Here is a 24,560-nt window from a genome sequence, read left to right as displayed (position 1 = left end):
GGCCTGGACCGCTGACGGCCGCCAAAACGACGAAGGCCCCTCACCGGCGAGCCGGTGAGGGGCCTTCGCAAAGCTAGCTCAGCTTCACTCGGAAGCCTTGCGGCGGAACTTCAGCAGCGCGAGCAGGCCACCACCGGCGACCAGCAGCAGGCCGGCGATCCAGACCAGCCACATGTTGTCGAAACCGGTGTTGGCCAGGCCGCCACCGGTGCCCGACTCGTTGCCCGCCGGGACGACGGCCGGAGCGGTCGTGCTGGTCGGCGAGACCGAGGTGTTCGAGGTCGCCGGGGCGCTCGTCGACGTGGTCGGCGTCGACGTCTTGGTCGGCGGGGTCGAGGTCTTGGTCGGCGGGGTGTCCTTCTTGGTGCCACAGGCGAACCAGTGGCTGATCTCCGGGACGTTCTTGAAGTCCTTGCCGACCATCGGGGCGTGCAGCTTCTCCCACGGCGGGGTGGCCGACAGGCCCTTCTTGCCCGGCTTGTAGGTGTTGTACTCGTTGCCGCCCTTGACGACGATCGCGGAGACCGTGACGCCCTCGGCGACCTTGGTGACCGTCAGGTACTGGTCCTTCGTCGTGCCACCGGTCACCGTGAGGAGGTCGGACACGTCGATGGCCTTGCCGAGACCGATGTCCGAGCACTTCGTGGCGTTGCCCACGGTGCCCTCCGCGCGGTCGTCACCGGGGACGCACGCGAACGCGGAGCCGGCGGTCCCGATCAGGGCAGCGGTGGTCAGCGCCATGATCGCCACGGCGCCGCGGAAGGAACGTCTGCGCATAGAGAACTCCTGTGCCGAACGGAAGAGTCAACTGCGAAATCAGTGATCGACATCCCACGGAGCGTGTAAATCACGCGGCTGTAATTAACCCGTCAGTGGGACGCGAAGGATCGAAAGGTATCGCATGTCACCCCGCCCCTCACACGGGGTCCCCCTTTGCGCACGAACTGCAAGATCGTCTTAATCAAGCCGTGACCGGGCGTTTCGGGTGGATCCGGCAGAAAGCCCCGCCTACCTGGGCAACCGGGCAGGCGGGGCTTTTCGCGCGCAAGTCAGGCTTCGGGCGCCTTGACGGGTTCCTCGAGACCTTCGGCGTGCCGCTTGCCGAGCAGCGAATGCCGTCGGCTGTACCCGAAGTAGATCAGCACGCCCACGACCATCCAGGCGACGAACCGCAGCCAGGTCAGCACGGTCAGGTTCAGCATCAGCCACAGGCAGGCGAGGATCGCCAGGATCGGGATCAGCGGCACCAGCGGCACCTTGAACGCACGGGGCAGGTCGGGCCGCGTCCGGCGCAGGATCAGCACACCCGCCGAAACCAGCACGAACGCGAAGAGCGTGCCGACGTTGACCATCTCTTCGAGCTTGTCCGCCGGGAAGAAGCCGGCCGCGAGCGCGACCAGACCGCCGACGATCAGCGTCGCGCGCTTCGGCGTGCCGTGCTCGCCGGTCTTCGCCAGCCCCCGCGGCATCAGGCCGTCGCGCGACATCGCGTAGATGATCCGGACCTGGCCCAGCATCAGCACCATGACGACGGTGGTCAGGCCGGCCAGGGCACCGAAGGAGATGATGTTGGCCGCCCAGTCGACGCCGTTCGCGGAGAACGCCGTGGCGAGGGTCTTGTGGCTGCCGTCGCCCGCCTTGGTCGCGAGGTCCTTGTACGACGTCATGCCGACGACCACCAGCGAGACCGCGACGTACAGCACGGTGACGATCGCCAGCGAGCCCATGATCCCGCGCGGCACGGCCTTCTGCGGGTTCTTCGTCTCCTCGGCGGTGGTCGCGACGATGTCGAAGCCGATGAACGCGAAGAACACCAGCGAAGCGCCGGCCAGGAGGCCGAAGACGCCGAACGAGCTGCTCGCCCCGCCCGCGATCAGCGAGAACAGCGACTGGTCGACGCCGGTCTGGCCCGAGCCGCCGGTCGAGCCCGGCGGGATGTACGGCGAGTAGTTGGCGCCCTTGATGTAGAAGATGCCGAGGATGATCACGAACAGCACGACGGCGACCTTGATGCCGGTGATCACCATCGAGACCCGCGAAGACAGCTTCGTGCCGACGGCCAGCAGGATCGTCAGGACCGCGACGACGACCAGCGCGCCCCAGTCGACGGTCACGCCGCCGACGTCGAACGTCGTCTTGGCGCCCTTGCCGAACAGGTAGCCGAGCACCGTCTCGAGGTACACCGACCAGCCCTTGGACACCGCGGCCGCGCCGACGGCGAGCTCGAGGATCAGGTCCCAGCCGATGATCCACGCCATGAACTCGCCGAACGTGGCGTAGGAAAACGTGTACGCGCTCCCCGCGACGGGCACGGTCGAGGCGAACTCCGCGTAGCACAACGCCGCCAGCGCGCAGGCGATCGCGGCGAACACGAAGGCCAGCGAAACCGACGGACCGGCGTAGTCGCCGGCCGTGCGCGCGGTGAGCGTGAAGATGCCGGCGCCGATGACCACCGCGACGCCGAAGACCGTGAGGTCCCACGCGCTCAGGTTGCGCCGGAGCTTGGTGTCCGGCTCATCGGTGTCCGCAATGGACTGTTCGATCGATTTAGTGCGCCACAATCCCGTTCCGGGCACCGTTGACCTCCTGCGGCTGGCCTGCATGTATCGCAGTAGGTCACCCTATCGGGTCAGACGCGTGACGGCTCAGCGAAGGACCCGGAGTGGATCTTGACCTACTTCGCCAGGCTGCGGTCGAGGTCCGGTTCGAGGTAGATCAGCTTCGCGACCGGCACCTTGGCGCGGACGCGCGCCTCGGCGTCGTCGATGGCCGTGGCCAGCTCGGCCGTGTCGAGGCCCGGCACCATCGCCAGCTTCGCCGCGACGAGCAGCTCGTCCGGGCCCAGGTACTGGGTGCGGATGTGGATGACGCGCTCCACCTTGCCCGCGGCGAGCTCGTCGACGATCGTCGCGAGCACGCCCTCGTTGGCGCCCTCGCCGATGAGCAGGCTCTTCATCTCGACGATCAGGATGATCGCGATGACGCCGAGCAGCGCGCCGATCGCGAGGGTGCCGACGCCGTCCCAGACCGGGTTGCCGGTGGCGACGGCCAGCCCGACACCGAGCAGCGCGAAGACCAGGCCGAGCAGCGCGCCGGCGTCCTCCAGCAGCACCACGGGCAGCTCGGGCTCCTTGGCCTGGCGGATGAAGCCCCACCAGCTCACGTCACCCTTGATCTTCTTCGACTCGGTGATCGCGGTGTAGAAGCTGTAGCCCTCCAGCCCCAGCGCGACGACCAGGATGACCACCGCGACGATCGGCGACTCCAGCGGCTCGGGGTGGCCGATCTTGTGGATGCCTTCGTAGATCGCGAAGGCGGAGCCCAGCGTGAAGAGCATGAGCGCGACGATGAAGGAGTAGAAGTACCGGTCGCGGCCGTAGCCGAACGGGTGCTCCTTGTCCGCTTCCCGCCTCGACGTCTTCTGGCCGAGCAGCAGCAGCCCCTGGTTGGAGGTGTCGGCCAGGGAGTGCACGGACTCCGCGAGCATCGACGACGACCCGGTGACGAGGAAGCCGACGAACTTCGCGGCCGCGATCCCGGCGTTGGCCGCCAGTGCCGCGATGATCGCCTTGGTTCCGCCTCCAGCTGACACGACCGCTCCCCTGCCGACGTTCCCGAATTGCCGGTTTGGAGCCTAGAGGACCCACCCGGGGTCCCGCCGCACCGCCCGGTTTTGTCGGACCCTTTCGCTACGGTGGCCGTTCCGGCACTGGGGAAGGTGGACATGGCTCACTTCGGCGTGCTCGGGCCGCTCGCCGTCGAGAGCCCGCCCGGGCGGTGGGTCACGCTGCGCGGGGAACGCCAGCGCACGCTGCTGGCCGTGCTGCTGCTCAACGCCGGCCGGCACGTCCCCGTCGACGTGCTGGTCGAGGCGCTGTGGCCGGAGCGGCCGCCGAAGTCGTGGAGCTCGAACCTGCACACCTACCTCTCGCGCCTGCGGGAGCGGATCGACGGCCTGCGCGTCGAGCACGGGCCGTCCGGCTACCGGCTGCGGGTCGAGCCGGACGAGCTCGACCTGCTCGTCTTCCGGTCCGCCGTCGCCGAAGGGCAGCGCGCCGGGGACCCGGTCACCGCGTCGGGGCACTACCGGCGGGCGCTCGCGCAGTGGCGGGGGCCGGTGCTGGCCGGGCTGCACGTCCCCCGGCTCGGCGCCGACATAGCGCGGCTGGAGTCCGAACGGCTCGCCGTCTTCGAGGACTGCGTCGACGCGGAACTGGCGGCCGGGCGGCACGGCGAGCTGACCGGCGAGCTGCAGGCCGTGTTCACCGAGCACCCGCTGCGGGAGCGGCTGGCCGCGCAGCTGATGATCGCCCTGCACCGGGCCGGGCGGCAGGGCGACTCCCTGGAGATCTACCGCCGGCTGCGGACCACGCTGGTCGAGGAGCTCGGCGTCGAACCGGGCGCCGAGGTGCGCCGGGTGCACGCCGCCGTCCTGCGCGGGGAAGACCCGGTGCCGCGGACGCCGCCGCCGGCCTGGCCGGTGTGCCAGCTGCCGCCGGACATCGGGGACTTCACCGGCCGCGACGCCGAACTGGCCGAGCTCACCGGCGTGCTGGGCGGCGGGCCGGGCGTTCCGCTCGCGGTGCTCAGCGGCGAACCCGGCGCGGGCAAGAGCACGCTGGCCGTCCGCGCCGCGCACCGGCTGCGCGCGCGGTTCCCGGACGGCCAGCTGTACGTGCCCCTGGCCGGCCGCGACATCGGGGAGGTGCTGGCCGACCTGCTGCGCGCGCTCGGCGTGCCGGGTCCGGCCGTCCCGGACGACGTGCGGGCCCGCGCGGCGGCGTTCCGCGGCCGGCTCACCGACCGGCGGGTGCTCGTCGTGCTCGACGACGCCGTGGACCCCGGGCACGTCCGCACGCTGCTGCCGGGCACGCCGGGCTGCGCGGTGCTCGTGACGAGCCGGCGCCGGTTGAGCGGGCTGGCCGGCGCCCACCGGCTCCCCCTCGGGCCGCTGTCCGGCGAAGACGCCGCCGAGCTGCTGAACCGGCTCGCCGGGGCGCGGGTGGCCCGGGAGCGCGCCGACGCCGACCGGATCATCGCGGCGTGCGCGCGGCTGCCGCTGGCGCTGAGGATCGCGGGCAGCCGGCTGGCCATCCGCCCGCACCTGCGGCTCGGCGAGCTGGCCGACCGGCTCGAGGACGAGGTCCGCCGTCTCGACGAGCTGACCGTGAGCGACCTGGCCGTCCGGAGCAGCATCGCGCTGAGCTACGAAGGCTTGCGCCCGCCCGCGCGGCGGGGCGTTCCGCCTGCTCGGCCGGTGCCGCCTGGCCGACCTGCCGTCCTGGGCGGTCACGACGCTGATCGGCGACCCGGGCGCCGACGAAGCCGTCGAAGAGCTCGTCGAAGCGAGCCTGCTGGAACCGCGCGGAGCGGACCGGACCGGCGAGGGCCGCTACCGGATGCACGACCTCGTCCGGCTGTACGCCGCGGAAGGACCGCCGGAGGAGGGCGGCGGCGAGACGGTGCTGGCGGCGACGTTCGCGCTCGCCGACGCGGCCGCGGCCCGCCTGCCGCGCACGGTCCCGATGCCGGAGATGGCCCACGAGCCGTTCACGCAGCCGTTGCCGGGCGCGCTGGTGGCCCGGCTGCTCGAGAGCCCGGACGAGTGGTTCGCGGCCGAACGCGCGAACCTGATGCTGCTCGCCGGGTCGCTGAGCCCGCCGGAAGCGTTGCTGCTGCTGGACAAGCTGAGCGTGTACCTGTACCTGCACGGCTACTACGCCGACATGCGCGCGGCGTACGAAACGGTGCTCGCGGCGACGGACGACCGCGGGACGGCGGCGATCGCCGAGGCGAACCTGGCGCTGCTGCGGCACGCGCGCGGGCAGTACGAGGAGGCGGCGGCCGCGTACCGCCAATGCGCGAAGGAACTCGAAGCCCACGGCGACCGCCGCACCCACGCGTGGGTTTCGGCGAACCTGGCCCACTGCCTGATCGGGTTGGGCCGCGCCGAAGAGGCGCTGCAGACCGCGGCTCACGCCCGCGAGTTGTTCACTGTGGACGGTCAGGAGGAGGCGCTCCTGGTCCGGGCCGCGGAGTCGGCGGCGCTGCTGCGGCTCGGCCGGGTGGCCGACGCCCGGTCGGTCGACCGGCTCGCGCTGGCGTCGGCCAGGGCCACCGGCGACCCGCGGCGGATCGGCACGGCCCTGCTCGGGTTCGCGTGGTCGTCGCTGCTGACGGGCGACCACCCGGAAGCGGCGACGGCGATCGCGGAGTCGGTGGACCTCCTGCGCGGGACGATGGCGCGTTCGGCGCTGGCGAGGTCGTTGCGCACGCTGGGCGCGATCTCGGCGGCGACGGGATCCCGCGAGCGCGCGACGGCGGCGTTCGAGGAGGCCCGCGAGCTCGCCCGCGACCTCGACGAACGCCCCCGCGAGCTGTCCTGCACCCGGGCGATCGCGGCGAGCTGGATCGGCGAAGGCCGCGCGGCGCAGGCGATCCCCGTGCTCCGCGCCTGCCTCGACGAGTTCCGCGAGATGGGCGGCAAATCCGCGACGAGCCTGACCTGGCTCGTCCTCCAGCGGGCCTACGAAGCCGCGGGCGACCAGCCATCGGCGTCGGAAGCGGCCGGTGAAGCCGCGAACCTGGCCGACCCGCGCGACGCCAGCGCGGCCGCCCTCCGGAAGGCCCTGCTCGCCCTCACCGAGCCGGCCTGAGGATTTCGCCCGCGCCGCCCGGAACCGGCCTGAGGGCCTCACCCAGCTCGGCACGGAACCGGCCTGAGGGCCTCGCCCCGCTCTGCACGGAACCGGCCTGAAGACCTCACCCACCTCCGCACGGAACCGGCCTGAAGACCTCACCCACCTCCGCACGGAACCGGCCTGAAGACCTCACCCACCTCCGCACGGAACCGGCCTGAAGACCTCACCCACCTCCGCACGGAACGGCCGCGTGGGTGGGGTGGTGCCGCCCCCTCGCGACACCACCCCTCGCCCACGGCGCCGGGCGAACTCGACCGGCGCCACCCCCAGCGGACCGGCGCGCGCCAGCGCACCAGGGTCCCCCCTTGGTGTCGATGGTGGCGGAGCCCGCCACACGGAACGCACACAGAAACGACCCACACCGCCGAGGCCGGTCGCGGACCCGGGTGGTCGGTTCACGTACCTGGGAAGTCGGCTCGCCCGGATCAGCCTTCGCAGGTGCCCGCCGTGGCGCGGAACAGCTGGGCGCGGGCACCGTCCAGGGGGCGGATCTTCACCGGGGGGTCCGCCGCCGGGAGCCACACCGACTGGCCGCGGCGGAGCTCCACCTTCTCGCCGTCGTCCGCCGTCACCAGCAGGTCGCCCGCCGTGCACAGCAGGATCTGGGGGCCCACGCTGTCGACCGTCAGCTCGTCGTCCTGACCCTCGGCCCACTCCACGCGCGACAGCTCGAACTCCGGCGCGTCCGTGTGGTACACGGCCATCCGGCCGCCGGTGTCACCGCACTGCACCGGCATCTCGCCGCACGCGAAGTCCACCACCCGCAGCAGCTCCGGCACGTCCACGTGCTTCGGCGTCAGGCCGCACCGCAGGATGTTGTCCGAGTTCGCCAGGATCTCCACGGCCGTGCCGTGCAGGTACAGGTGCAGGTTGCCGGCCGGCAGGTAGATCGCCTCGCCCGCCCGCAACGTCAGCCGGTTCAGCAGCAGCGCCGCCAGCACCCCCGCGTCCCGCGGGTGCGTCTCGCCCAGCTCGAGGATCGTCCGGCACTCGACGGCGAACTCGCCGTGCTCCTGGACGTGCCGGACGCACGCGTCCAGCACCTCGGGCAGCAACGAGTCCAGCGCCGACTGCGGCAACGTGATCCACGTCGTGAACAGCGCCCGCAGCCCGGACGGGTCCGGTTGCGCCTCCAGCAGACCCGTGTACTTCGCCAGTCCCGGCGTCTCGATCGCCTTGAGCAGCTTCACCGTGCGGTCCGGCTCGCGGAACCCGGCCAGCGCGTGGAACTCCGTCAGCGCGCAGACCAGCTCCGGCTTCGCGGTCGGGTCCGGGTAGTTGCGGTTGGCCGCGTCCCGCGGGATGCCCAGCCGCTCCTCGCGGGCGTGCCCCTCCGCGGCCTGCGCCGCCGACGGGTGGGCCTGCATCGACAGCGGCTCCTCCGCGGCGAGGATCTTCAGCAGGAACGGCAGCCGCCCACCCCACCGCTTCGCGCAGCGTTCACCGAGCTGGCCGAGGGGGTCGGCGTCCACCAGCTCCAGCAGGCTCCGCTCGGTGCCGTCCGGGCCGATGACGTGGGAAGGATCACCCGGGTGGGCGCCCATCCACAGCTCGGCCTCGGGGTGCGGCGCGGGTACCGGACGGCCCAGCAGCTCGGGGATCGCCGTCCGCGATCCCCAGGCGTAGGGCCGCACCGCGTTGCGCAGCAGCTCCACTGTCACCTCAACTCCACTCCTTCGGCACCGGCCGCGGCCGGTGCTCGGCGGGTCTCACGCCGTCACGGGCTCGAAGCGGCCCGCGCCGCCGATGCTGCCCGCCGCCAGCCCGAGGTAGACCGCCGCCAGTTCGAACCGCAGCGCCAGCACCGCGGCCCGCACGATTTCGTCGGCCTCGATCTCCTCGGCCGGCGCGATGACGTCCGCACCGGGCAGCAGGTCCTCGGCCTGGTAGCGCGCCGCGTCCGTCGCCGGACCGGTCCGCACCGAGAGCAGCAGCACCCGGGTCGGGATGTCACCAGAGGGATCGTCCGGATCGGCGAAGATGTCACGCTCCCGCCCACCCGACTGCGCCGCCCGCCGCAACGCGGGGCGCGCCAGTGCCTGACGATAGTCCTCGACGTCGCACACGGTAGCCGCGTGGGCGGCGAAAGCGTGCGCAGCGTGTTCGCCGACGGCGACCGCGACCGGGTCCAGGCCCCACAGCAGGGGCACGCGGTCGGCGACGCGCAGCGCGAGCGCCTTGGCCGGGTTCGCGAACGACTCCCGGGCCAGGTAGTCCTTCTCGGCTTCCAGGTCCAGCTGGTCGGCCAGCACCTGAACGTCGGAGATCAGCAGCCCCAGCGCGTTCGCGGTGAGCAGCCCGGCGGCCAGGCCGCGCGGGAACGCCAGCTCCGGCGGCACCGGGATGCGCGGCGCCAGCAGCAGGCCCTTGCCCGCCACGGCGGCCGCGACCGGACCCTCCGACGGCGCGGAGAGCACCACCGAAGCGCCGTAGCGGGCGGCGCGCTCCAGCGACGCGGCCAGCTCGCGGTCGCCGGGGTCGTCGGTGTGCGCGAACACGACGTCGAGCGCGCCGATCCAGCTCGGCACCACTTCGGCGACGACCACCGGGACCGGGCACGACGGCGTCAGCAGGGCGGCCAGCAGCCGCGTGAGCGTGCGGCTCACCCCCGGCCGGTCGATCAGCACGACGGCGCGCGGACGCCCCATGTCGAGCCGCTCGGACAGCTCGATCTCGGCGGCCATCTCGGTGGTCGCCCGCACCTGGGCGCCGGCCATCGCGGCCGCCCGGAGGAGCCCCGCGCTGTCGGCTTCGGCCAGCCGCGCAGGGTTGTCGAGCAGCGAGTCGTCAAGCACTGTCGGCATCGGACGTTCCGGTGTCACCGGGCTGAGTGGCCTCGTCGAGGAGCAGCACCGGGATCCCGTCACGGACCGGGTACACCCGGCCACACCCGGTGCAGGTCAGTGCGTCGGCCTCGGGGTCGCCCGGTGCGCCGGGGCGCAACGGGGCGTGATCGGGCGACGGGCACGCCAGGATCTCGAGGAGCTGGGCGTCGAGCGTGATGGCCATGGTTCCTCCATACCACGCGGGGAGGTGTGATGAAGGGCACCTTCAGGACACAGTTGCGGCCTGCGGCCCTTCATCCGGGACGGGGTTCAGCTGCGGATGATCGCGAGTACGTCGTCCACCAGTGCTTGCACCGCCTCGGCGTTCGCGGCTTCGACGTTCAGCCGGAGCAGCGGCTCGGTGTTCGACGGGCGCAGGTTGAACCAGGCGCCGCCCGGCAGCAGCACGGTGAGGCCGTCCAGTTCGTCGATCTCGACGCCGGAGCGGGCCCCGAAGACGTCCTTGACCGACATCATCTTCGCGACCTGGTCGTCCACGGTCGAGTTGATCTCGCCCGAGGCCGCGTAGCGCGAGTACGCGCTGGTCAGGTCGGACAGCGGGCCGGTCTGCTCGCCGAGCGCGGCGAGCACGTGCAGCGCCGCCAGCATGCCGGTGTCGGCGCGCCAGAAGTCGCGGAAGTAGTAGTGCGCGGAGTGCTCGCCGCCGAAGATGGCGCCGGTGCGGGCCATCTCGGCCTTGATGAACGAGTGCCCGACGCGGGTGCGGACCGGCTTGCCGCCGTGCTCGGCGACGATCTCCGGCACGCCCTTGGACGTGATCAGGTTGTGGATGATCGTGCCGCCCGGGTCCTTCGCCAGCTCGCGGACGGCGACCAACGCGGTGATCGCGCTCGGCGAAACCGGCTCGCCGCGCTCGTCGACGATGAAGCAGCGGTCGGCGTCGCCGTCGAAGGCCACCCCGGCGTCCGCGCCGACCTCGCGCACCTTCGCCTGCAGGTCGACGATGTTGGCCGGGTCGAGCGGGTTGGCCTCGTGGTTCGGGAAGCTGCCGTCGAGCTCGAAGTACATCGGCACGACGTCGATCGGAAGCCCGTCGAAGACGGTCGGGACGGTGTGGCCACCCATGCCGTTGCCGGCGTCGACGACGATCTTCAGCGGCCGGCTGCCGGACAGGTCGACGAGGTTGCGCAGGTAGCCGGCGTAGTCGGCGAGGACGTCCCGCTCGGTCACCGTGCCACGCTGGCCCTCGAACTCGGGCACGCCCTGCTCGACGGTGTCGCGGATCTCGGCGAGCCCGGTGTCCTGGCCGACCGGGGACGCGCCGGCGCGGCACAGTTTGATGCCGTTGTACTTCGCCGGGTTGTGGCTCGCGGTGAACATCGCGCCCGGCATGTTGAGCGAGCCCGACGCGAAGTACAGCTGGTCGGTGCTGGCCAGGCCGATGCTGACGACGTCGAGGCCCTGCGAGGTCACGCCCTCGGCGAAGGCCGCGGCCAGGCCCGGCGACGAGTCGCGCATGTCGTGGCCGATCACCACCGAGGGCGCCTCGGGCTTGATGAGCAGGGCGAACGCGGCACCGAAGTCACGGACGAGGTCCGCGTCGAGCTGCTCGCCGACCACGCCGCGAATGTCGTAGGCCTTCACGATGCCCGAAAGGTCTGGCACGCCGTCTCCCCGCGAATAGTCGTCCCGGCGCCCGCTGCGCCGCGCGGAAAGCCTACCGGCGAGGTGAGTGGGTTACGCGTTCAGGCGCGGCCGGGCAGGACCCGCAGGTGGCCGCGGCGCCCGGACGGGCCCTCCGGCTCGGGCGCGGGGGCCGGTTTGCCGGGGCGGCCGGCCTCGCGCACGGCCTCGGCCAGCGCCGTCAGCTCGTCGGCCGACGGGTCCGGCGCGGCGAAGGCACCCTCGTGCCGGACGACTTCCCAGCCCTTGGGGACGGTCAGCCGCAGCGCGTGGGCTTCGCAGAGGTCGTACGAATGCGGCTCGGACGCGGTGGCCAGCGGGCCGACGACGGCGGTGGAGTCGCTGTAGGCATACGTCAGCGTGGCCACAGCTGGCTCGAGACAGCCAGTACGCGAACACTTCCGTACGCTCCGCACGATCCGAAACGATAGCGCGTCACCGCAAGCTCGTACCGGCGACACGCGCTGGGACGCGCCGACCGCATAGACTTCCGGAGTGGCGACGGCTCGTGACTACCGACAGCGGCGGCGCTCGCGAAGGGACCGGCACGGCCGGGGCCTGCGCGGGACGCTGTATCCGGCGACCCTGCCCGCCGCCGCGAGCCGCGCGGAACGGTTCGACGCGCTGGTGCTGGACGCGCTGGAACCGATCGAGGCCCGCTGGCGCCACGAGCTGACGAAGCTCGACGTGGCGGTCGACGACGTGCCCGAGGTCCGCGAGAACGGCAACACCCCGGCGGACGGCGTCCTCCACGACGGAGCGGTACCGCTGTCCCGCCTGGTCCCGGCGGGTGTCGACCGCACGGGGCTCCCGACGCGGGCCCGGATCGTGCTGTACCGGCGGCCGCTGGAGGCGCGGGCGAAGGACCCGTCGGAGCTGGCCGAGCTGGTGCACGACGTGCTGGTGGAGCAGGTGGCGGGGTATCTGGGCGTGGAACCGGACGTCATCGAGGGCGAGTAGCGGCTGGGGTTCTTGGGGACGAACGGTCCGCTCGCGCTCTGCCGCGGCGGTGCGAAAGGACCACTCGCGCCCTCCGCCCGCGCGAAAGGGCCACTCGCGCCCTCCGCCCGCGCGAAAGGGCCACTCACGCCCCCGGACAACAGCGCGAACGGCCCACTCGCGCCCTGCCTCGCCAGCGCGAACGGCCCACTCGCGCCCTCCGCCCGCGCGAAAGGACCACTCGCGCCCGCGGGAAACCGCGCGAAAGGGCCACTCGCGCCCGCGGGAAAGGGCCACTCACGCCCCCGGCAAGCGCGCGAACGGCCCACTCGCGCCCCTCGCACGGCGCGAACGGCCCACTCGCGCCGCCGCCCGCCTCAACCCTCAGGGGCGGCGCCGGGCCGGGACCGCCGTCAGCAGGGTGAACAGCACCGCCGCCAGCTGGGCCAGCAGGAGCAGGTTCCGTTCCGTGCCCGGGTACTCCACCGTCACCTCCGAGGACGTCGGCGGCACCGACACCGCGACCTGGTGCCCCCACGCCGGCACGATCGGCACCCCCTTGCCGCCCACCGAGGCCTTCCAGCCCGCCTCCTGCTCCGCGGCCAGCACCAGCAGCCGTCCGGTGGGGCCGTCCGATACCCGGACCCGCACGTCCGGCAGCCCCGCCCGGACCGGCGCCACGCCCGGTGCGTTCCCGGGGGCCCCGCCGCCCGTGACCGCCGCCTTGGCCTGCTCCGGCGAGATCAAGATCACCTGGCCAGCCGGGGGTAGCAGGCGAAGCACGCCCCTTCCGTCGGACGTCGGCGCCGCCACCGACACCAGGTCCTTCGCCAGCGGCGGGTACGCCTGCGGGTCGACGCCCGGCGGGAGCACCACGAACTGGACCCCGGCGGCCGCGGCCGCGGCGAACGCGCGCTGGACCGCCGCCGCGTCGCCTTGGCCCAGGTCGCGGCGCCAGGCCGCGAGCCGGGCCGGGGTGCCGGGGGTGGGGGCCAGCTCGTCGTCGCCGTAGTGGGGCAGGCGGCCGCCGAGCTGGCGGGTCGCGTCGGACGCCAGGTCGAGCACCGACCGGCCGGACGCGCCCAGTTCCGCCGAGACCTCCGGCGCGAGCGAAGGCCGTTCACCGGCCCGGAGCGGTCCCTGGCCGCCGACGACGGCCGCGCCGGCCGCCAGTGCGACGAACACCGCCACGCCGGCGACCGCGAAGACCTTCGGCAGCCACGTCGCCGGGACGCCGGCCGAACCGCCGCGCTGCCACGAACCGAGCACGACCCACAGCAGCCCGGCGCCGACGATCAGCAGCGGCACGCCCGCGTGGCCGTGGGCCGCGGCGCCGCCCTGCATCGGCGTCGCGGTCACCAGCCGGACCAGGACCAGGCCGCCCGCGCCCAGCGCGGCCAGCGCGAGCCCGCCCGCGGCGAGCTTCGTCGGCCGCACGACGAGCGCCACCAGCGCCGCCGCGATCACCGCCACGCCGATCGGCCAGGCACCGGGCCCGCCCGGGTCGAGCCCCGCCAGATCCGTGCCGGAAACGGCGTTGGCGGCCCCGCCGAGGCCCTGGACCAGCAGTTCCGGATGCCGGAGCAGCACGGTCGGCCACGGCAGCAGCAGCGCCAGCGGCAGCAGCACCACGATCCCGACCGACGCGATCCGGCGCGCCAGCCCGGTCGGCGCGGGCAGCACGACGAACCCGATCAGCAACCCGGCGAGCGCGAGCCCGTGCGCCAGCGGGGAAAACGCGCCGAGCAGCGCCACGCCGAACGCCGAGAGCGCGGACACGTGCAGCCACCGCGTGTCCGCCCGGACCAGCAGCCCGGCGATGCCCGCGGCCACGAGCGGCAGCACCAGGTGCACCACGACGACGTCGAGCCGGCCCTGCGCCACCCCGGCGGTCGCGGCCGGCAGCAGCGCGTAGCTCGCGGCGACGACGGCGCGGACCCAGCGACGCACGCGAAGCCGCCGCGTCGCCGCGTACGCGCTCAGCGCCGCCAGGGGAATGTCGCCGAGGAGCAGCACCGCGACCAGCGCGGCCGGGCCGCCGATCGGCGCGAACACCGCGCCGAGCGTGCCGAGCACCGGCAGCGTCGCGGACGCGGGCGCGCCGGTGCCGCCCGCGATCGCGTGCCACGGCGTCAGGTACGACGACCAGAGCTCGCCCAGCCCGCCGACCGGCAGCAGCTTGCCGCCGAAGAGGTCGAGGCCGAGCCGGGCCCGGTTGACGAACACCCCGAGCGCGGTCATCACGACCAGCAGCACCACCGGCGGCGCGAAGATCGTGGCGCCGAGCACGCGACGGCGGTTCACCTCGACGAAAACGAGTTCGGGCTCCTCGGCGGGCGGTCCTTCGTCGGTGACGTCGGCTGCCTCGGGCGCCGGGGTTTCCGGCAGCGTCACGGCGACGAGCGTGCCCGGCCGCCGCAGCCCGGACCCGCGCGAGCTGACCCCGCGCAGCGCGCCCGCGGGCAACGCGTCCGGCCCGACCGGCCGGGTCTCGCGCGCGTCGAGCGCCTCCGGCGTCACCCACGCCGACTCGGTTTCGACCGTCTCGGGCACCCGGCCGAGCGCGACGTCGTTCTCGACGCCGCGGCGCACCAAGCCGACGACGCCGGCGCGGACGGCGTTGCGCAGCCGCGTCCCGCGTCCGGTGAAGAGCCCGCGAACCGTGCCCGGCCGCGGATTCCGCCGCCGGCGGGCCCGTGCGGCGCGCAATCCGCCGCGTCCACTGAGGAGGTACCCGGCGGCGGCGAACTCGGCGCGCGCTTCGCCGGTGCGGCGCAGCAGGACGAAGGCCAGCGCGCGCAGCACCGAAAGCAGCGGGAGCCGGATCATCCCCAGCCAGAAGGAAAAGGGCGAGCAGTTCACCAGGAAGACCCGCAGGCCGTGGGCCCGGTTCGCGGCGGACAGGGGCACCGCGATCGCGTCCGCGGTGCGCCGGCCGGTGGTGGCGGCGCGCGCGTGACGCACCCGCGCGGTCGGCACGGACAGGACGAGGCCGCCGGCGGCGTTCGCGCGCCAGCCGAAGTCGAGATCCTCGCGCAGCAACGGGAAATCCGGGTCGAAGCCGCCGAGCTCGTCCCACGCGTCGCGGCGCACGAGCGAGCCCGCGCTGGGGACGGCGAGGACCTCCGCCGGGTCGTCGCCGGTCGCGGCGATCTGCTGGCGGTGCCCGGACGCGTCGGTCGACAGGCCCGCCTCGACGATCAGCCGGGGATCGGCCCAGTCGAGCCCGAGGGAACCGAGCACGGTCGCCGACGGCCTCTTCGTGGCGATCTGCAGGAGCTGCTCGAGGCAGTCCGGCTCGGGCGCGCAGTCGTCGTGCAGGAGCCACAGCCACGATCCCGGATCGCCCCACCGGTCGCTGGCGTGCTCGACGGCTTCCGCGACCGCGGCGGCGAAGCCGGTGTCACCCGAAAGCGTGATGACGCCGGAGAGCACGGGAGAAGAATCGGGGCCGGCCGCGTCCGGATCGGCCGCCTCGGCGAGCAGCCGCGGGGTCGCGTCGGTGGAGCCGGTGTCCACGGCGAGCACGTGCCGGGGCCGGACGGTGCTGCGGCGCAACGAAGAAAGCGCCAGCGGCAGCCAGTTTTCGCCGTTGTGACAGACCACAATGGCCAGAACGGGCGCGGTGCGCAGGACGGGCGGCGCGGCGGTGCGGGGCAACGAACGCTCCAGATCAGGCGGCGGATCGGTGCGGCCACCCTACGGCCCCGGTCCGTCACCCGGTGGTGAACCCACGCCGAGTGTTCACCAAGTGAAACCGTGGTGGATCTTGGCGGGGCCTACGAAAGTCGGGCCGACGCGCGAGAAAGCTGGCGCGTTCCGAAGATCGACGCGCCGCGATCGAACCCGGGCAGCGCTGCTGCGCCCGGGCCGGGATTCCCGGCGCACTCCCGGAAATCGCCGAACCGTCCGCGAACCCGCCCCGCTTCCTGCGGGCGCAGCACGACGCACCGCGCGCCACCCGCAGGAGCAAGGTCTAGATGGCTCGTTTCTTCAGCTTCCGGCGCTCCCGCTCGGACAGACCGCCCCAAATGCCGAAGCGTTCGTCGTGGGCCAGCGCGTACTCAAGGCACTCGTCCTTGACCTCGCAGCCCAGGCAGATCCGCTTGGCTTCGCGGGTGGAGCCGCCCTTCTCGGGGAAGAACGCCTCCGGGTCCGTCTGCGCGCACAGAGCGCGTTCCTGCCAATCCTGCTCTTCCTCAGTGGCATCGATGAGCTCGGTGAGATCACCCAGAGCCTGCTCCGGGATCTCGCCCCAACCCATGACGTGCCCCCATTCCTTCCCATCGGCTTCCAACCGCACGTCCGCCTCCTCGCTCCCTAGCACTCCCCAGGCTGGCGGTGGTGAAACGACACTCGCCGTCCCCTCGACGGCGAATGACATCACTGTGATTACACCCGTGTAGTGCGGTCAGGTCAAGCGGAGTAGCGAGTTCGGGGGACGTCGGAGCCCGATCGCGCAAGGGGACACGCCGGTAACTTCACACCGGGCATACGGAAGACTGGAACCCGTGCAGAAGTCAGCAGTGCGTCCCAGCCCGGTCTTCCTCGGCATCCTCGCGCTCACCGTGGCCGGTGGCGCCATGGCCGCGTTCGGGGACATCAACACCGTTTTCGTCCGCGACCGCGACCCGCTGCTCATCGCGGGCGTGGTGATCTTCGTCGCCGCCGGCTGGGTGGCGTCGCTGTCGTTGCACGAGTTCGGCCACGCGATGGTCGCCTACCGGGGTGGTGACTACAGCGTCGCCCACAAGGGGTACCTCACCCTGGACGTGCGGAAGTACACCGACCCGGTCCTGTCGATCGTCCTGCCGCTGGTCTTCCTGATCATCGGCGGCATCCCGCTCCCGGGCGGCGCGGTCTGGATCAACCGCGGCGCGCTGCGCTCGCGCGGGACGTCGTCGTGGGTGTCGCTGGCCGGCCCGCTGAGCAACCTCGCGGTCGGCGCGGCGCTGGCGCTGGTGGTCGCGCTGGTCCCGATGTCGGGCGGCCTCGTGATCGCGATGTCCTACCTGGCGCTGCTGCAGATCGTGACGTTCATCCTCAACATCCTCCCGATCCCGGGCCTCGACGGCTGGGGCGCGATCGAGCCGTACCTGCCGCCGCGGGCGCGTGAACTCGGCGCGCAGGTGCGCCCGTGGGCGCCGATCATCCTGTTCGCGATCCTGTGGTTCATCAAGCCGGCCAACGCGGCCCTGTGGGACGGCGCCTTCTCGCTCTTCGGTGCCTTCGGCGGCTACGAGGACGGCGCGCAGATCGGCAGCAGCGTCTTCCGCTTCTGGAGCTGACGTCCGAGGTGGCCTCCGGCAAGGAGCCGAAGGCCACCTCGGAGGTTTGAACCCGCTTCGCGGCGGGAAAAGTCAGGTGCGGTGCTCCGTCAGCCAGACGTGCGCCCGCTTCCACGCCACCCGCAACCCCGACCGTTCCCCGAAGTAGTCCCCCGCCGCACCGACGACGGGCAACATCCCGACCGCACGATGCAGGATGTTCCCCCGCGGCCGCTTCTCCAGCTCCCCCGTGATCGCGAGGAGGCCGCGGCCGAGGCGCCACAGCGTGCCCGCCGCCGCCTTGACCGTCGCCTTGCCGTGCTTCTTCTCCGACTCCGTCAGTTCCTCGGTCAGCTTCGCCGCTTCGTTCGCCTCCGCGGCTTCGTCGTGCTCCGCGTGCTTGCCCGCCGCGAGGTCCGGGTCGATGTCGCGCTCGAAGAGCACCCACGCGATGAGCCGCACCCGCGTGCCGACGTCCGTGACGCCGTACTCGCCCGCGATCGCGCACAGCAGCAGCCCCTGCGACGCCGCGCCGAGCGCGTCCTGCACCGGCAGCCGGTCGGCGAGGGCGCCGCCGAGGCCCGGGATGGACGTCAGCAATGCCGTGAACCGGCCGACGCGGTTCATCCACCAGCTGGACCGGTCGTATCCGGTCATCCGCGCCCACGCCGCCGTGCCGGGCACCTTCACCGACGTCAGCCCGTGGATCAGCTTCGCCTTCAGGCCGGATTCGACCTCGGCCAGATCGTCGTGCTCCGCCCGCTGGGCTCGCGCCTGCAGCTTGAACGGGTCGGACTCGCGCAGCGCGTCGAGCATCGGCCCGCACGCCCGCACGAACGGCCGCAGCACGGCCACGACCTGCTTGTCGGAGATCGCCTCAGCCACGTCCCGGTCTCCTTCCCACCGCACGGCCCAGCCCGCCGCCGAGCACCATGGCGCCCGGCAGCGCGCTCGCGCCGAGCAGCAGCAGTGCCCGCCAGTCCTGGATCAGCACCAGGTCACCGCCCGGACCCAGCATGCCGACCCCGAACACGACGAGCACCCACACGGCGAGGGGTACCCACGAAAGGGCGGGCCGCACCAGCCTGCCGGTCGTCGCCACCAGCCACGGTGTGGTGACCGCGCCGACGAGGACCGTCGCCGGCACCGGGACCACGCCGATCCGCAGCGGCAGGAAGAACAGCTCCAGCACGGCGAGCAGCACCGTGTCCACGACGAGCAGCGCGAGCAGGAGCCCCTGCTCCAGCGTCAGCCGGTCCGGCACGGTCACAGCCCGCCGAACAGGTCGTCCGCGGCACCCTCGGCCGGGCCGTGGGCCAGCACGAAGCAGTCCTGCGCGAGGATCGGCTGGGCCACCTCGTTCGTCAGCGCGAAGTACGGGACGTCGCCGTCGACGACGGCCAGCTGCGTCGCGTGCGCGCGCAGGGCCGCCAGTTTGGCCGGGACGTACGCGGTGACGTCGAGCACCGTCGTGATTTCGTCGTCCGGCGTCGTGGGCAGTTCGTCGTCCGCCGGGACGCGGTAGGCGGCCTCGCCGGCACGCAGCGCGTCCAGTCCGGCGCGCACTGCGTTCCCCGGCGCCACCGTGTGGAACACCCGCGCCACCGACTTCGCCCGCGGCGCCGCCGCCATCGTGATCTCGTGGGCCCGGATGTGGTCGGGGTGGCCGTAGCCGCCGAAGGCGTCGTAGGTGACGACAACCTGGGGCTCGAACTCGTCGAGGAGCTCCACCAGCTGCTCGGTCTGTTCCTCGGCGTTCCCGCCGGTGAACGCCCGCGGGTGCGACGCCGACGGCGTGCCCGCCATGCCCGAATCCCGCCAGCGGCCGACGCCGCCCAGGAAACGGTGCCGTGAGACCCCCAGCGCGGCGCAGGCCGCGCGGAGCTCGGTCAGCCGGTAGCCGCCCAGCTGGTCGGCCGCCTCGGCGCGCAGCCCGGCCAGCTCGCCGAGGCCGCGCATGACCTCTCCCTCTTCACCGAGCGTGCAGGTCACCACGATCACCTCGGCGCCTTCGGCGGCGTATCGTGCGATCGTGGCGCCGGTGGTGATGCTCTCGTCGTCGGGATGGGCGTGGACGAGCAGCAGCCTGCGCGATACCGGGGAGATCACGGGTTGAGCGTAATTCCCGTGCTCCGACCTTCGTCGGGGACACCCTCGGTTATCCTCGCGCGAGTCGCGACCGCCGCGTCGCGATCGTCTGTACCCCCACGAAGGGCATCTGGTGAGCACTGAAGCAACTTCGGCGGACGTCGCCGGCGTGTCAGGATCGGTCCTGTCCATTTCCGACCTCAGCGTCTCGTTCCCGACCGAGGACGGCGTCGTCGACGCGGTCAAGGGCATCGGGTTCGACGTGAAGCCCGGCGAGATCGTCGCCGTGGTCGGGGAGTCCGGGTCCGGCAAGTCCGTCACGTCGATGTCGGTGCTGGGCCTGCTGCCCAAGACCAGCCGGATCGCCGGCGAGCTCCGCCTCGGCGAGCGCAACCTGGCCGATCTCAAAGAAAAGGAAATGCAGAAGATCCGCGGCAATCAGGTCGCGATGATCTTCCAGGAGCCGATGACCGCGCTGAACCCGGTCTACACGGTCGGCTGGCAGCTGCGCGAGGCCCTGCGTTCGCACCAGGAGATCTCCAAGGCCGCCGCCGACCGGCGCGCGGTCGAGCTGCTCGACATGGTCGGCATCCCGAACCCGGAACTGCGGTTCAAGCAGTACCCGCACCAGCTGTCGGGCGGGCTGCGCCAGCGCGTCGTCATCGCCATGGCGATCGCCTGCGACCCGAAGGTCATCATCGCCGACGAGCCGACCACCGCGCTCGACGTCACCGTGCAGGCGGAGATCCTCGGCCTGCTGCGCAAGCTGCGGGACACCCTCGACACCGCGATCGTGCTGATCACCCACGACATGGGCGTCGTCGCCGACATGGCCGACCGCGTCATCGTGATGTACCAGGGCGAGATCGTCGAAGAGGCGCCGGTGCGCGAGCTGTTCGCGTCGCCGAAGGAGGACTACACCCGGCGGCTGCTCGCCGCGGTGCCGGTGCTCGGCCAGCGCCCGGAGGGGCGCCGCCTGCTCGACGACTCCGGGATCGACGCGGACAGCACGGAGGCCGCCCGGATCGCCGAGGAGATCCGGCTGGCCGACGCCGAGCTGGAGGCCGTGATCGAGGAGAGCGCCCCGGCCCTGGAGATCAAGAACCTGGTGCTCGAGTACCCGGGCCGCCGCGGCCAGGCCAAGAACCGCGCGGTGGACGACGTCTCGATCACCATCGCCAAGGGCGAGATCGTCGGCTTGGTGGGCGAGTCCGGCTCGGGCAAGTCGACGGTCGGCCGCTGCGCTGTCGGCCTGCTGCGCGCGACGCAGGGCACGATCGCGATCGCGGGCAAGGACATCACGACGATGTCGGCGAAGGAGATTCGCCCGCTTCGCCGGTTCTTCTCGATCGTGTTCCAGGACCCGGCGTCCACGCTGGACCCGAAGATGACGATCGGGGAGTCGATCGCCGAGCCGATGGTGCTGCACAAGGTGCTGTCCGGCAAGGCGCTGTCGGCGCGCGTGCGCTCGCTGCTCGACAAGGTCGAGCTGGGCGGGCACTACATGAACCGCTACCCGCACGAGCTCTCGGGCGGCCAGCGCCAGCGCGTGGCGATCGCCCGCGCGCTGTCGCTCGACCCGGCGCTGCTCATCGCGGACGAGCCGACGTCGGCGCTGGACGTGTCGGTGCAGGCCCGCGTGCTGGACCTGTTCCTCGACCTGCAGCAGTCGCTGCAGTTCGCCTGCCTGTTCATCAGCCACGACCTGGCGGTGGTCGACCTGCTCGCCGACCGTGTCGCGGTGATGCAGCACGGCAAGCTCGTCGAGGTCGGTACCCGCGACCAGGTGCTGCACTCGCCGCAGCAGGACTACACGCGCCGCCTGCTGTCGGCGGCCCCGGTCGCGGACCCGGTGCTGCAGGCCGAGCGCCGCGCGGCCTGGGAGGCCGGCAGGCTGGCCCCCGTGGCCGACTGACGTACACACGCTGAAGGGCCCGCACCCCGGGGGTGCGGGCCCTCGCCGTGCCTGGCGGGGTCGCTCGCGTGATCAGGCGGGCATCTCGCGTGTCCGCGGGGGCATCACGCGTGATCAGGCGGGCATCTCAGCCGACGCGGATGCGGGGGTCGAGGATGCCGTACAGGAGGTCCGCGATCAGGTTCGCCACCACGACGCTCGCCGCGATCACGACCAGCCAGCCCATCAGCACCTGCGGGTCGTTCTTGTTGACCGCCTCCACCAGCAGCGTGCCCATGCCGTGCCAGTTGAAGACCGTCTCGGTGATGATCGCGCCCGTCACCGTGGCGCCGAAGTTGACCGAGAACAGCGTCATCACCGGGATCAGCGCGTTGCGGAACGCGTGCCGCCAGATCACGCGGCTGTTCGTGACGCCCTTGGCGCGCGCTGTGCGGACGTAGTCGGCGCCCAGGACCTCCAGCATCGACGCCCGCTGGAACCGGCTGTACGCGGCGAACGTGATCGCCATGATGGACAGCGTCGGCAGCAGGAACGCGCCGACGTACTTCGCGAGCGCGTCGCCCACGCCGGTCGCCGAGAGGCTCTCCGGGCTCGTCGTGCGCAGCCACGGGTCACCGAGGACGTCGGACAGGCCCAGGTCACGCACCCAGATGTTGGCGCGGATCGCGTAGCCCTTGAGGACGATGGCGACGCAGAAGATCGGCATCGAGAACATCAGGAACGCCAGCGTCGTCGCGAGGTAGTCCCAGATCGAGTACTGCTTGACGGCGGCGAGCACGCCCACCAGCACGCCGAAGACCAGCGCGAGGATCGAGGCCGCCAGCACCAGTTCGAGCGTCACCTTGAACGCGGCCATCACCTTCGGCTGGACCGGGGTGAACGCGTTGCCCTGCGCGATGGAGATGCCCCAGTCGCCGCTCAGGAAGTGCCCGAGCCACGTGAAGTACCGGGCGACGACGCCCTGGTCCAGGCCGAGCTTGTGCTCGGTCTCGGCGATGGCCGAAGCGCTGATCCCGGGTTTGCTCTTCAGCTCCCCGAGCGGGTCGCCGGTGTTGGCCACCATGACGAAGCACAGGAAGGTGCCGACCAGCAGGACCGGGATGGAGATGGCCAGCCGGCGGAGCACGAAGAGAACCAGGTTCATCCGAAACCCCCAGGTCCGGCGATCCCGCGGCGAACGAGCGCGGGGGTGACCGGAACCCGGTCACCCCCGCGGCGTGCGTTCAGGCCTTCATTCTCCGCTGACGCGGGTCGAAGGCGTCGCGAAGACCGTCACCGATGAAGTTGATCGTCAGTGAAATCAGCACGAGCACGACGAACGGCCCGAAGAACAGCGCCGGCCGCGTCTGCAGCTGGGCGTAGTTCTCCAGGATGACGCGGCCGAGCGAGGTGTCCGGCAGCTGGACACCGAGGCCGATGAACGACAGCGCGGCTTCCGCCAGCACGGCCTGCGCGACCGCGAGGGTCGCGTTGACCGTGATGCTGCCGACCATGTTCGGCACCAGGTGCTTGAAGATGATCCGGAACGTCCCGGCGCCCGACGCGCGAGCCGCGTCGACGAACTCGCGCTGGGACAGCGACATCGCCTCGGCGCGGGTGATCCGGGCGATCTGCATCCAGCCGAACGCCGCCAGCACCAGCGCGACGATGTACCAGGAGCCGCCGCCGAAGACCTTGGCGAGGATGGCCGCCGCGGCGATCTGCGGGATGATCAGGAACAGGTCCGTCACCCGCGAGATGGCCGAGTCGGAGAACCCGCGCAGGTAGCCGGCGATCGCGCCGAACACGACGCCGATCACCGTCGCCAGGATCGACACCGTGAGCGCGATCAGCAGCGAGTACTGCGTGCCGCGCAGCACCTGCGACACCATGTCCTTGCCGACCTGCGTCGTCCCGAGCGGGAACTCGCCGCTCGGCTTGGCGAAGGACGGGAACGAGCTGTCCTGGTAGCTGTGCTTCCAGAAGATCGGCAGCAGGATGCTGACCAGCACGATCAGCAGCAGCACCGCCGTCGACGCCATCGCCAGCTTGTGGTGCAGGAACTTCCGCAGGACCAGCTTGCCCTGGCTCCGCGGTTCCGGCAGCGCGTCCGGGGGCAGCGTGCCTTCGGCCGCGGCGGTCTCGGTCGCGAGAAGAGAGTTCAAGTCAGCCAACGCGAATCCTCGGGTCCAGGATGCCGTACATCAGGTCGGCGATCAGGTTGGCGATGATCACGAGGGAGGCGATCACCACAAGCCACCCCATCATGACCTGGGTGTCGTTCTTGGTGACGGCTTCCACCAGCAACGTGCCCATACCGTGCCAGTTGAACACCGTCTCGGTGATGATGGCGCCGGCCAGGACCGAGCCGAAGTTCACCGAGAACAGCGTCGTCACGGGGATCAGGGCGTTGCGGAACGCGTGCCGGAAGATGACCCGGCCGTTGGCCAGGCCCTTGGCGCGCGCGGTGCGCACGTAGTCCGAGCCCATGACCTCGAGCATCGAAGCGCGCTGGAACCGGCTGTACGCGGCGAAGCTGATCGCCATGATCGACAGCGTCGGCAGCAGGTACGCGCCGATCGTGCTGGTTATGAAGTCCCCTACGCCGTCGGTCCTCAGCTGCTCAGGGCTGGTCGTACGCAGCCACGGGTTGCCGAGGACGTCGGACAGGCCCAGGTCGCGCACCCAGCCGTTGATCTCGATCGCGTAGCGCTTCAGCACGATCGCGACGCAGAAGATCGGCATCGAGAAGAGCAGGAAGGCGAGGGTGGTCGCGATGTAGTCGATGATCGAGTACTGCTTCACGGCGGCCAGCACGCCGACGATGATGCCGACGATCAGCGCGAGGATCTCGGCGCCGACGACCAGCTTGAAGGTGACGCCGAGCGCGGCCATCACCTTCGGGGCGACCGGCGCGAGGGCGTTGCCCTGGGCGATGGAGATGCCCCAGTCACCGGTCAGGAAGTCACCGAGCCACGAGAAGTAACGGGGGATGATGCCCTGGTCGAGACCGAGCTTGGCAGCCGTGGCGGCCAGCGCTTCCTTGCTGATCTGCGGGTTCTGGCGCAGCTCGCCCAGCGGGTCGCCGGTGCCGGCGACCATGACGAAACACAAGAAAGTCCCGACCAGCAGGACGGGAATCGATATCGCCAGACGGCGAAGGATGTAGATCACCAGGTTCAACGAACTGCTCCTCATCCGG

19 protein-coding genes and 1 pseudogene are annotated in these 24,560 nt (G+C 71.9%); 4 read left to right on the top strand and 16 right to left on the bottom strand.

Going from position 1 to position 24,560, the window contains the following annotated elements; all coding sequences use genetic code 11:
- Window positions 1-84 precede the first annotated feature (84 nt).
- The 3 genes from ACH54P_RS36710 to ACH54P_RS36700 form a co-directional block, all read right to left on the bottom strand.
- Entirely contained in the window at window positions 85-777 is a 693-nt protein-coding gene (locus ACH54P_RS36710) for an LPXTG cell wall anchor domain-containing protein (RefSeq protein WP_489907880.1), read from the bottom strand.
- Window positions 778-1,049: 272 nt separating this feature from the next.
- Window positions 1,050-2,576, bottom strand: coding sequence for an amino acid permease (locus ACH54P_RS36705; protein ID WP_489907879.1), 1,527 nt, complete (start codon window positions 2,574-2,576; stop codon window positions 1,050-1,052).
- A 98-nt stretch (window positions 2,577-2,674) separates the two neighbouring features.
- The gene (locus ACH54P_RS36700; RefSeq protein ID WP_489907878.1) at window positions 2,675-3,592 is read right to left on the bottom strand and encodes a cation diffusion facilitator family transporter; all 918 of its coding nucleotides are present in this window, start codon (window positions 3,590-3,592) and stop codon (window positions 2,675-2,677) included.
- Between the two features lie 132 nt (window positions 3,593-3,724).
- Here ACH54P_RS36700 and ACH54P_RS36695 point away from each other — a divergent pair.
- Window positions 3,725-6,656, top strand: a pseudogene (locus tag ACH54P_RS36695) (AfsR/SARP family transcriptional regulator).
- 470 nt (window positions 6,657-7,126) lie between these two features.
- On the opposite strand, the gene manA reads toward ACH54P_RS36695, so the two are convergent.
- The 5 genes from manA to ACH54P_RS36670 all read right to left on the bottom strand — a co-directional run bounded on the left by manA (window position 7,127) and on the right by ACH54P_RS36670 (window position 11,586).
- Entirely contained in the window at window positions 7,127-8,356 is a 1,230-nt protein-coding gene (gene manA / locus ACH54P_RS36690) for a mannose-6-phosphate isomerase, class I (protein ID WP_489916846.1), read from the bottom strand.
- A gap of 54 nt (window positions 8,357-8,410) precedes the next feature.
- Complete coding sequence (locus ACH54P_RS36685; RefSeq protein WP_489907877.1) at window positions 8,411-9,505, bottom strand: hypothetical protein; 1,095 nt, start codon at window positions 9,503-9,505, stop codon at window positions 8,411-8,413.
- Window positions 9,489-9,710 carry a Trm112 family protein gene (locus ACH54P_RS36680; RefSeq protein WP_489907876.1) on the bottom strand — a complete coding sequence of 74 codons (222 nt, stop codon included), beginning with the start codon at window positions 9,708-9,710 and terminating at the stop codon, window positions 9,489-9,491. Before ACH54P_RS36680 ends, ACH54P_RS36685 begins: the two co-directional genes overlap by 17 nt.
- Before the next feature lie 86 nt (window positions 9,711-9,796).
- Window positions 9,797-11,152 carry a phosphomannomutase/phosphoglucomutase gene (locus ACH54P_RS36675; RefSeq protein WP_489907875.1) on the bottom strand — a complete coding sequence of 452 codons (1,356 nt, stop codon included), beginning with the start codon at window positions 11,150-11,152 and terminating at the stop codon, window positions 9,797-9,799.
- An 80-nt stretch (window positions 11,153-11,232) separates the two neighbouring features.
- The gene (locus ACH54P_RS36670; RefSeq protein WP_026468546.1) at window positions 11,233-11,586 is read right to left on the bottom strand and encodes a DUF3499 domain-containing protein; all 354 of its coding nucleotides are present in this window, start codon (window positions 11,584-11,586) and stop codon (window positions 11,233-11,235) included.
- A gap of 79 nt (window positions 11,587-11,665) precedes the next feature.
- Here ACH54P_RS36670 and ACH54P_RS36665 point away from each other — a divergent pair, with 79 nt between their 5' ends.
- A complete protein-coding gene (locus ACH54P_RS36665; RefSeq protein WP_020641172.1) occupies window positions 11,666-12,130 on the top strand; it encodes a metallopeptidase family protein in 465 nt (154 codons plus the stop codon).
- 363 nt (window positions 12,131-12,493) lie between these two features.
- Here the strand turns inward: ACH54P_RS36665 and ACH54P_RS36660 are convergent, their stop codons facing one another.
- Both ACH54P_RS36660 and ACH54P_RS36655 read right to left on the bottom strand, forming a co-directional pair.
- A complete protein-coding gene (locus tag ACH54P_RS36660) occupies window positions 12,494-15,769 on the bottom strand; it encodes a glycosyltransferase (RefSeq protein WP_489907874.1) in 3,276 nt (1,091 codons plus the stop codon).
- A gap of 316 nt (window positions 15,770-16,085) precedes the next feature.
- Complete coding sequence (locus ACH54P_RS36655; RefSeq protein ID WP_257918562.1) at window positions 16,086-16,373, bottom strand: WhiB family transcriptional regulator; 288 nt, start codon at window positions 16,371-16,373, stop codon at window positions 16,086-16,088.
- A 262-nt stretch (window positions 16,374-16,635) separates the two neighbouring features.
- Between ACH54P_RS36655 and ACH54P_RS36650 the strand changes: the two genes are divergently transcribed.
- A complete protein-coding gene (locus ACH54P_RS36650) occupies window positions 16,636-17,397 on the top strand; it encodes a site-2 protease family protein (RefSeq protein ID WP_489916844.1) in 762 nt (253 codons plus the stop codon).
- 72 nt (window positions 17,398-17,469) lie between these two features.
- On the opposite strand, the gene ACH54P_RS36645 is transcribed toward ACH54P_RS36650, so the two are convergent.
- Genes ACH54P_RS36645 through mshB form a run of 3 tightly spaced genes read right to left on the bottom strand, consistent with a single transcriptional unit; the run spans window position 17,470 to window position 19,485 of the window.
- Window positions 17,470-18,261: a hypothetical protein gene (locus tag ACH54P_RS36645; protein WP_489907873.1), complete on the bottom strand. Its 792-nt coding sequence runs from the start codon at window positions 18,259-18,261 to the stop codon at window positions 17,470-17,472.
- The gene (locus ACH54P_RS36640) at window positions 18,254-18,646 is read right to left on the bottom strand and encodes a hypothetical protein (protein WP_489907872.1); all 393 of its coding nucleotides are present in this window, start codon (window positions 18,644-18,646) and stop codon (window positions 18,254-18,256) included. The genes ACH54P_RS36645 and ACH54P_RS36640 overlap by 8 nt, the downstream gene beginning before the upstream one ends.
- The gene (gene mshB, locus ACH54P_RS36635; RefSeq protein WP_489907871.1) at window positions 18,643-19,485 is read right to left on the bottom strand and encodes an N-acetyl-1-D-myo-inositol-2-amino-2-deoxy-alpha-D-glucopyranoside deacetylase; all 843 of its coding nucleotides are present in this window, start codon (window positions 19,483-19,485) and stop codon (window positions 18,643-18,645) included. The genes ACH54P_RS36640 and mshB overlap by 4 nt, the downstream gene beginning before the upstream one ends.
- Window positions 19,486-19,597: 112 nt before the next feature.
- On the opposite strand from mshB, the gene ACH54P_RS36630 reads away from it, so the two are divergent.
- Window positions 19,598-21,379 (top strand): ABC transporter ATP-binding protein, encoded by a 1,782-nt coding sequence (locus ACH54P_RS36630; protein ID WP_489907870.1) that lies wholly within the window; start codon window positions 19,598-19,600, stop codon window positions 21,377-21,379.
- Between the two features lie 127 nt (window positions 21,380-21,506).
- Here the strand turns inward: ACH54P_RS36630 and ACH54P_RS36625 are convergent, their stop codons facing one another.
- The 3 genes from ACH54P_RS36625 to ACH54P_RS36615 all read right to left on the bottom strand — a co-directional run bounded on the left by ACH54P_RS36625 (window position 21,507) and on the right by ACH54P_RS36615 (window position 24,541).
- Window positions 21,507-22,523, bottom strand: a complete 1,017-nt coding sequence (locus ACH54P_RS36625) for an ABC transporter permease (RefSeq protein WP_489907869.1) — start codon at window positions 22,521-22,523, stop codon at window positions 21,507-21,509.
- Between the two features lie 79 nt (window positions 22,524-22,602).
- Window positions 22,603-23,532, bottom strand: coding sequence for an ABC transporter permease (locus ACH54P_RS36620; RefSeq protein ID WP_489907868.1), 930 nt, complete (start codon window positions 23,530-23,532; stop codon window positions 22,603-22,605).
- Window positions 23,525-24,541, bottom strand: a complete 1,017-nt coding sequence (locus tag ACH54P_RS36615; protein WP_489907867.1) for an ABC transporter permease — start codon at window positions 24,539-24,541, stop codon at window positions 23,525-23,527. Before ACH54P_RS36615 ends, ACH54P_RS36620 begins: the two co-directional genes overlap by 8 nt.
- Window positions 24,542-24,560: the final 19 nt, after the last annotated feature.

Source organism: Amycolatopsis sp. N2S4-7 (assembly GCF_058119595.1).
This window is presented reverse-complemented; position numbering and strand designations above follow the sequence as displayed.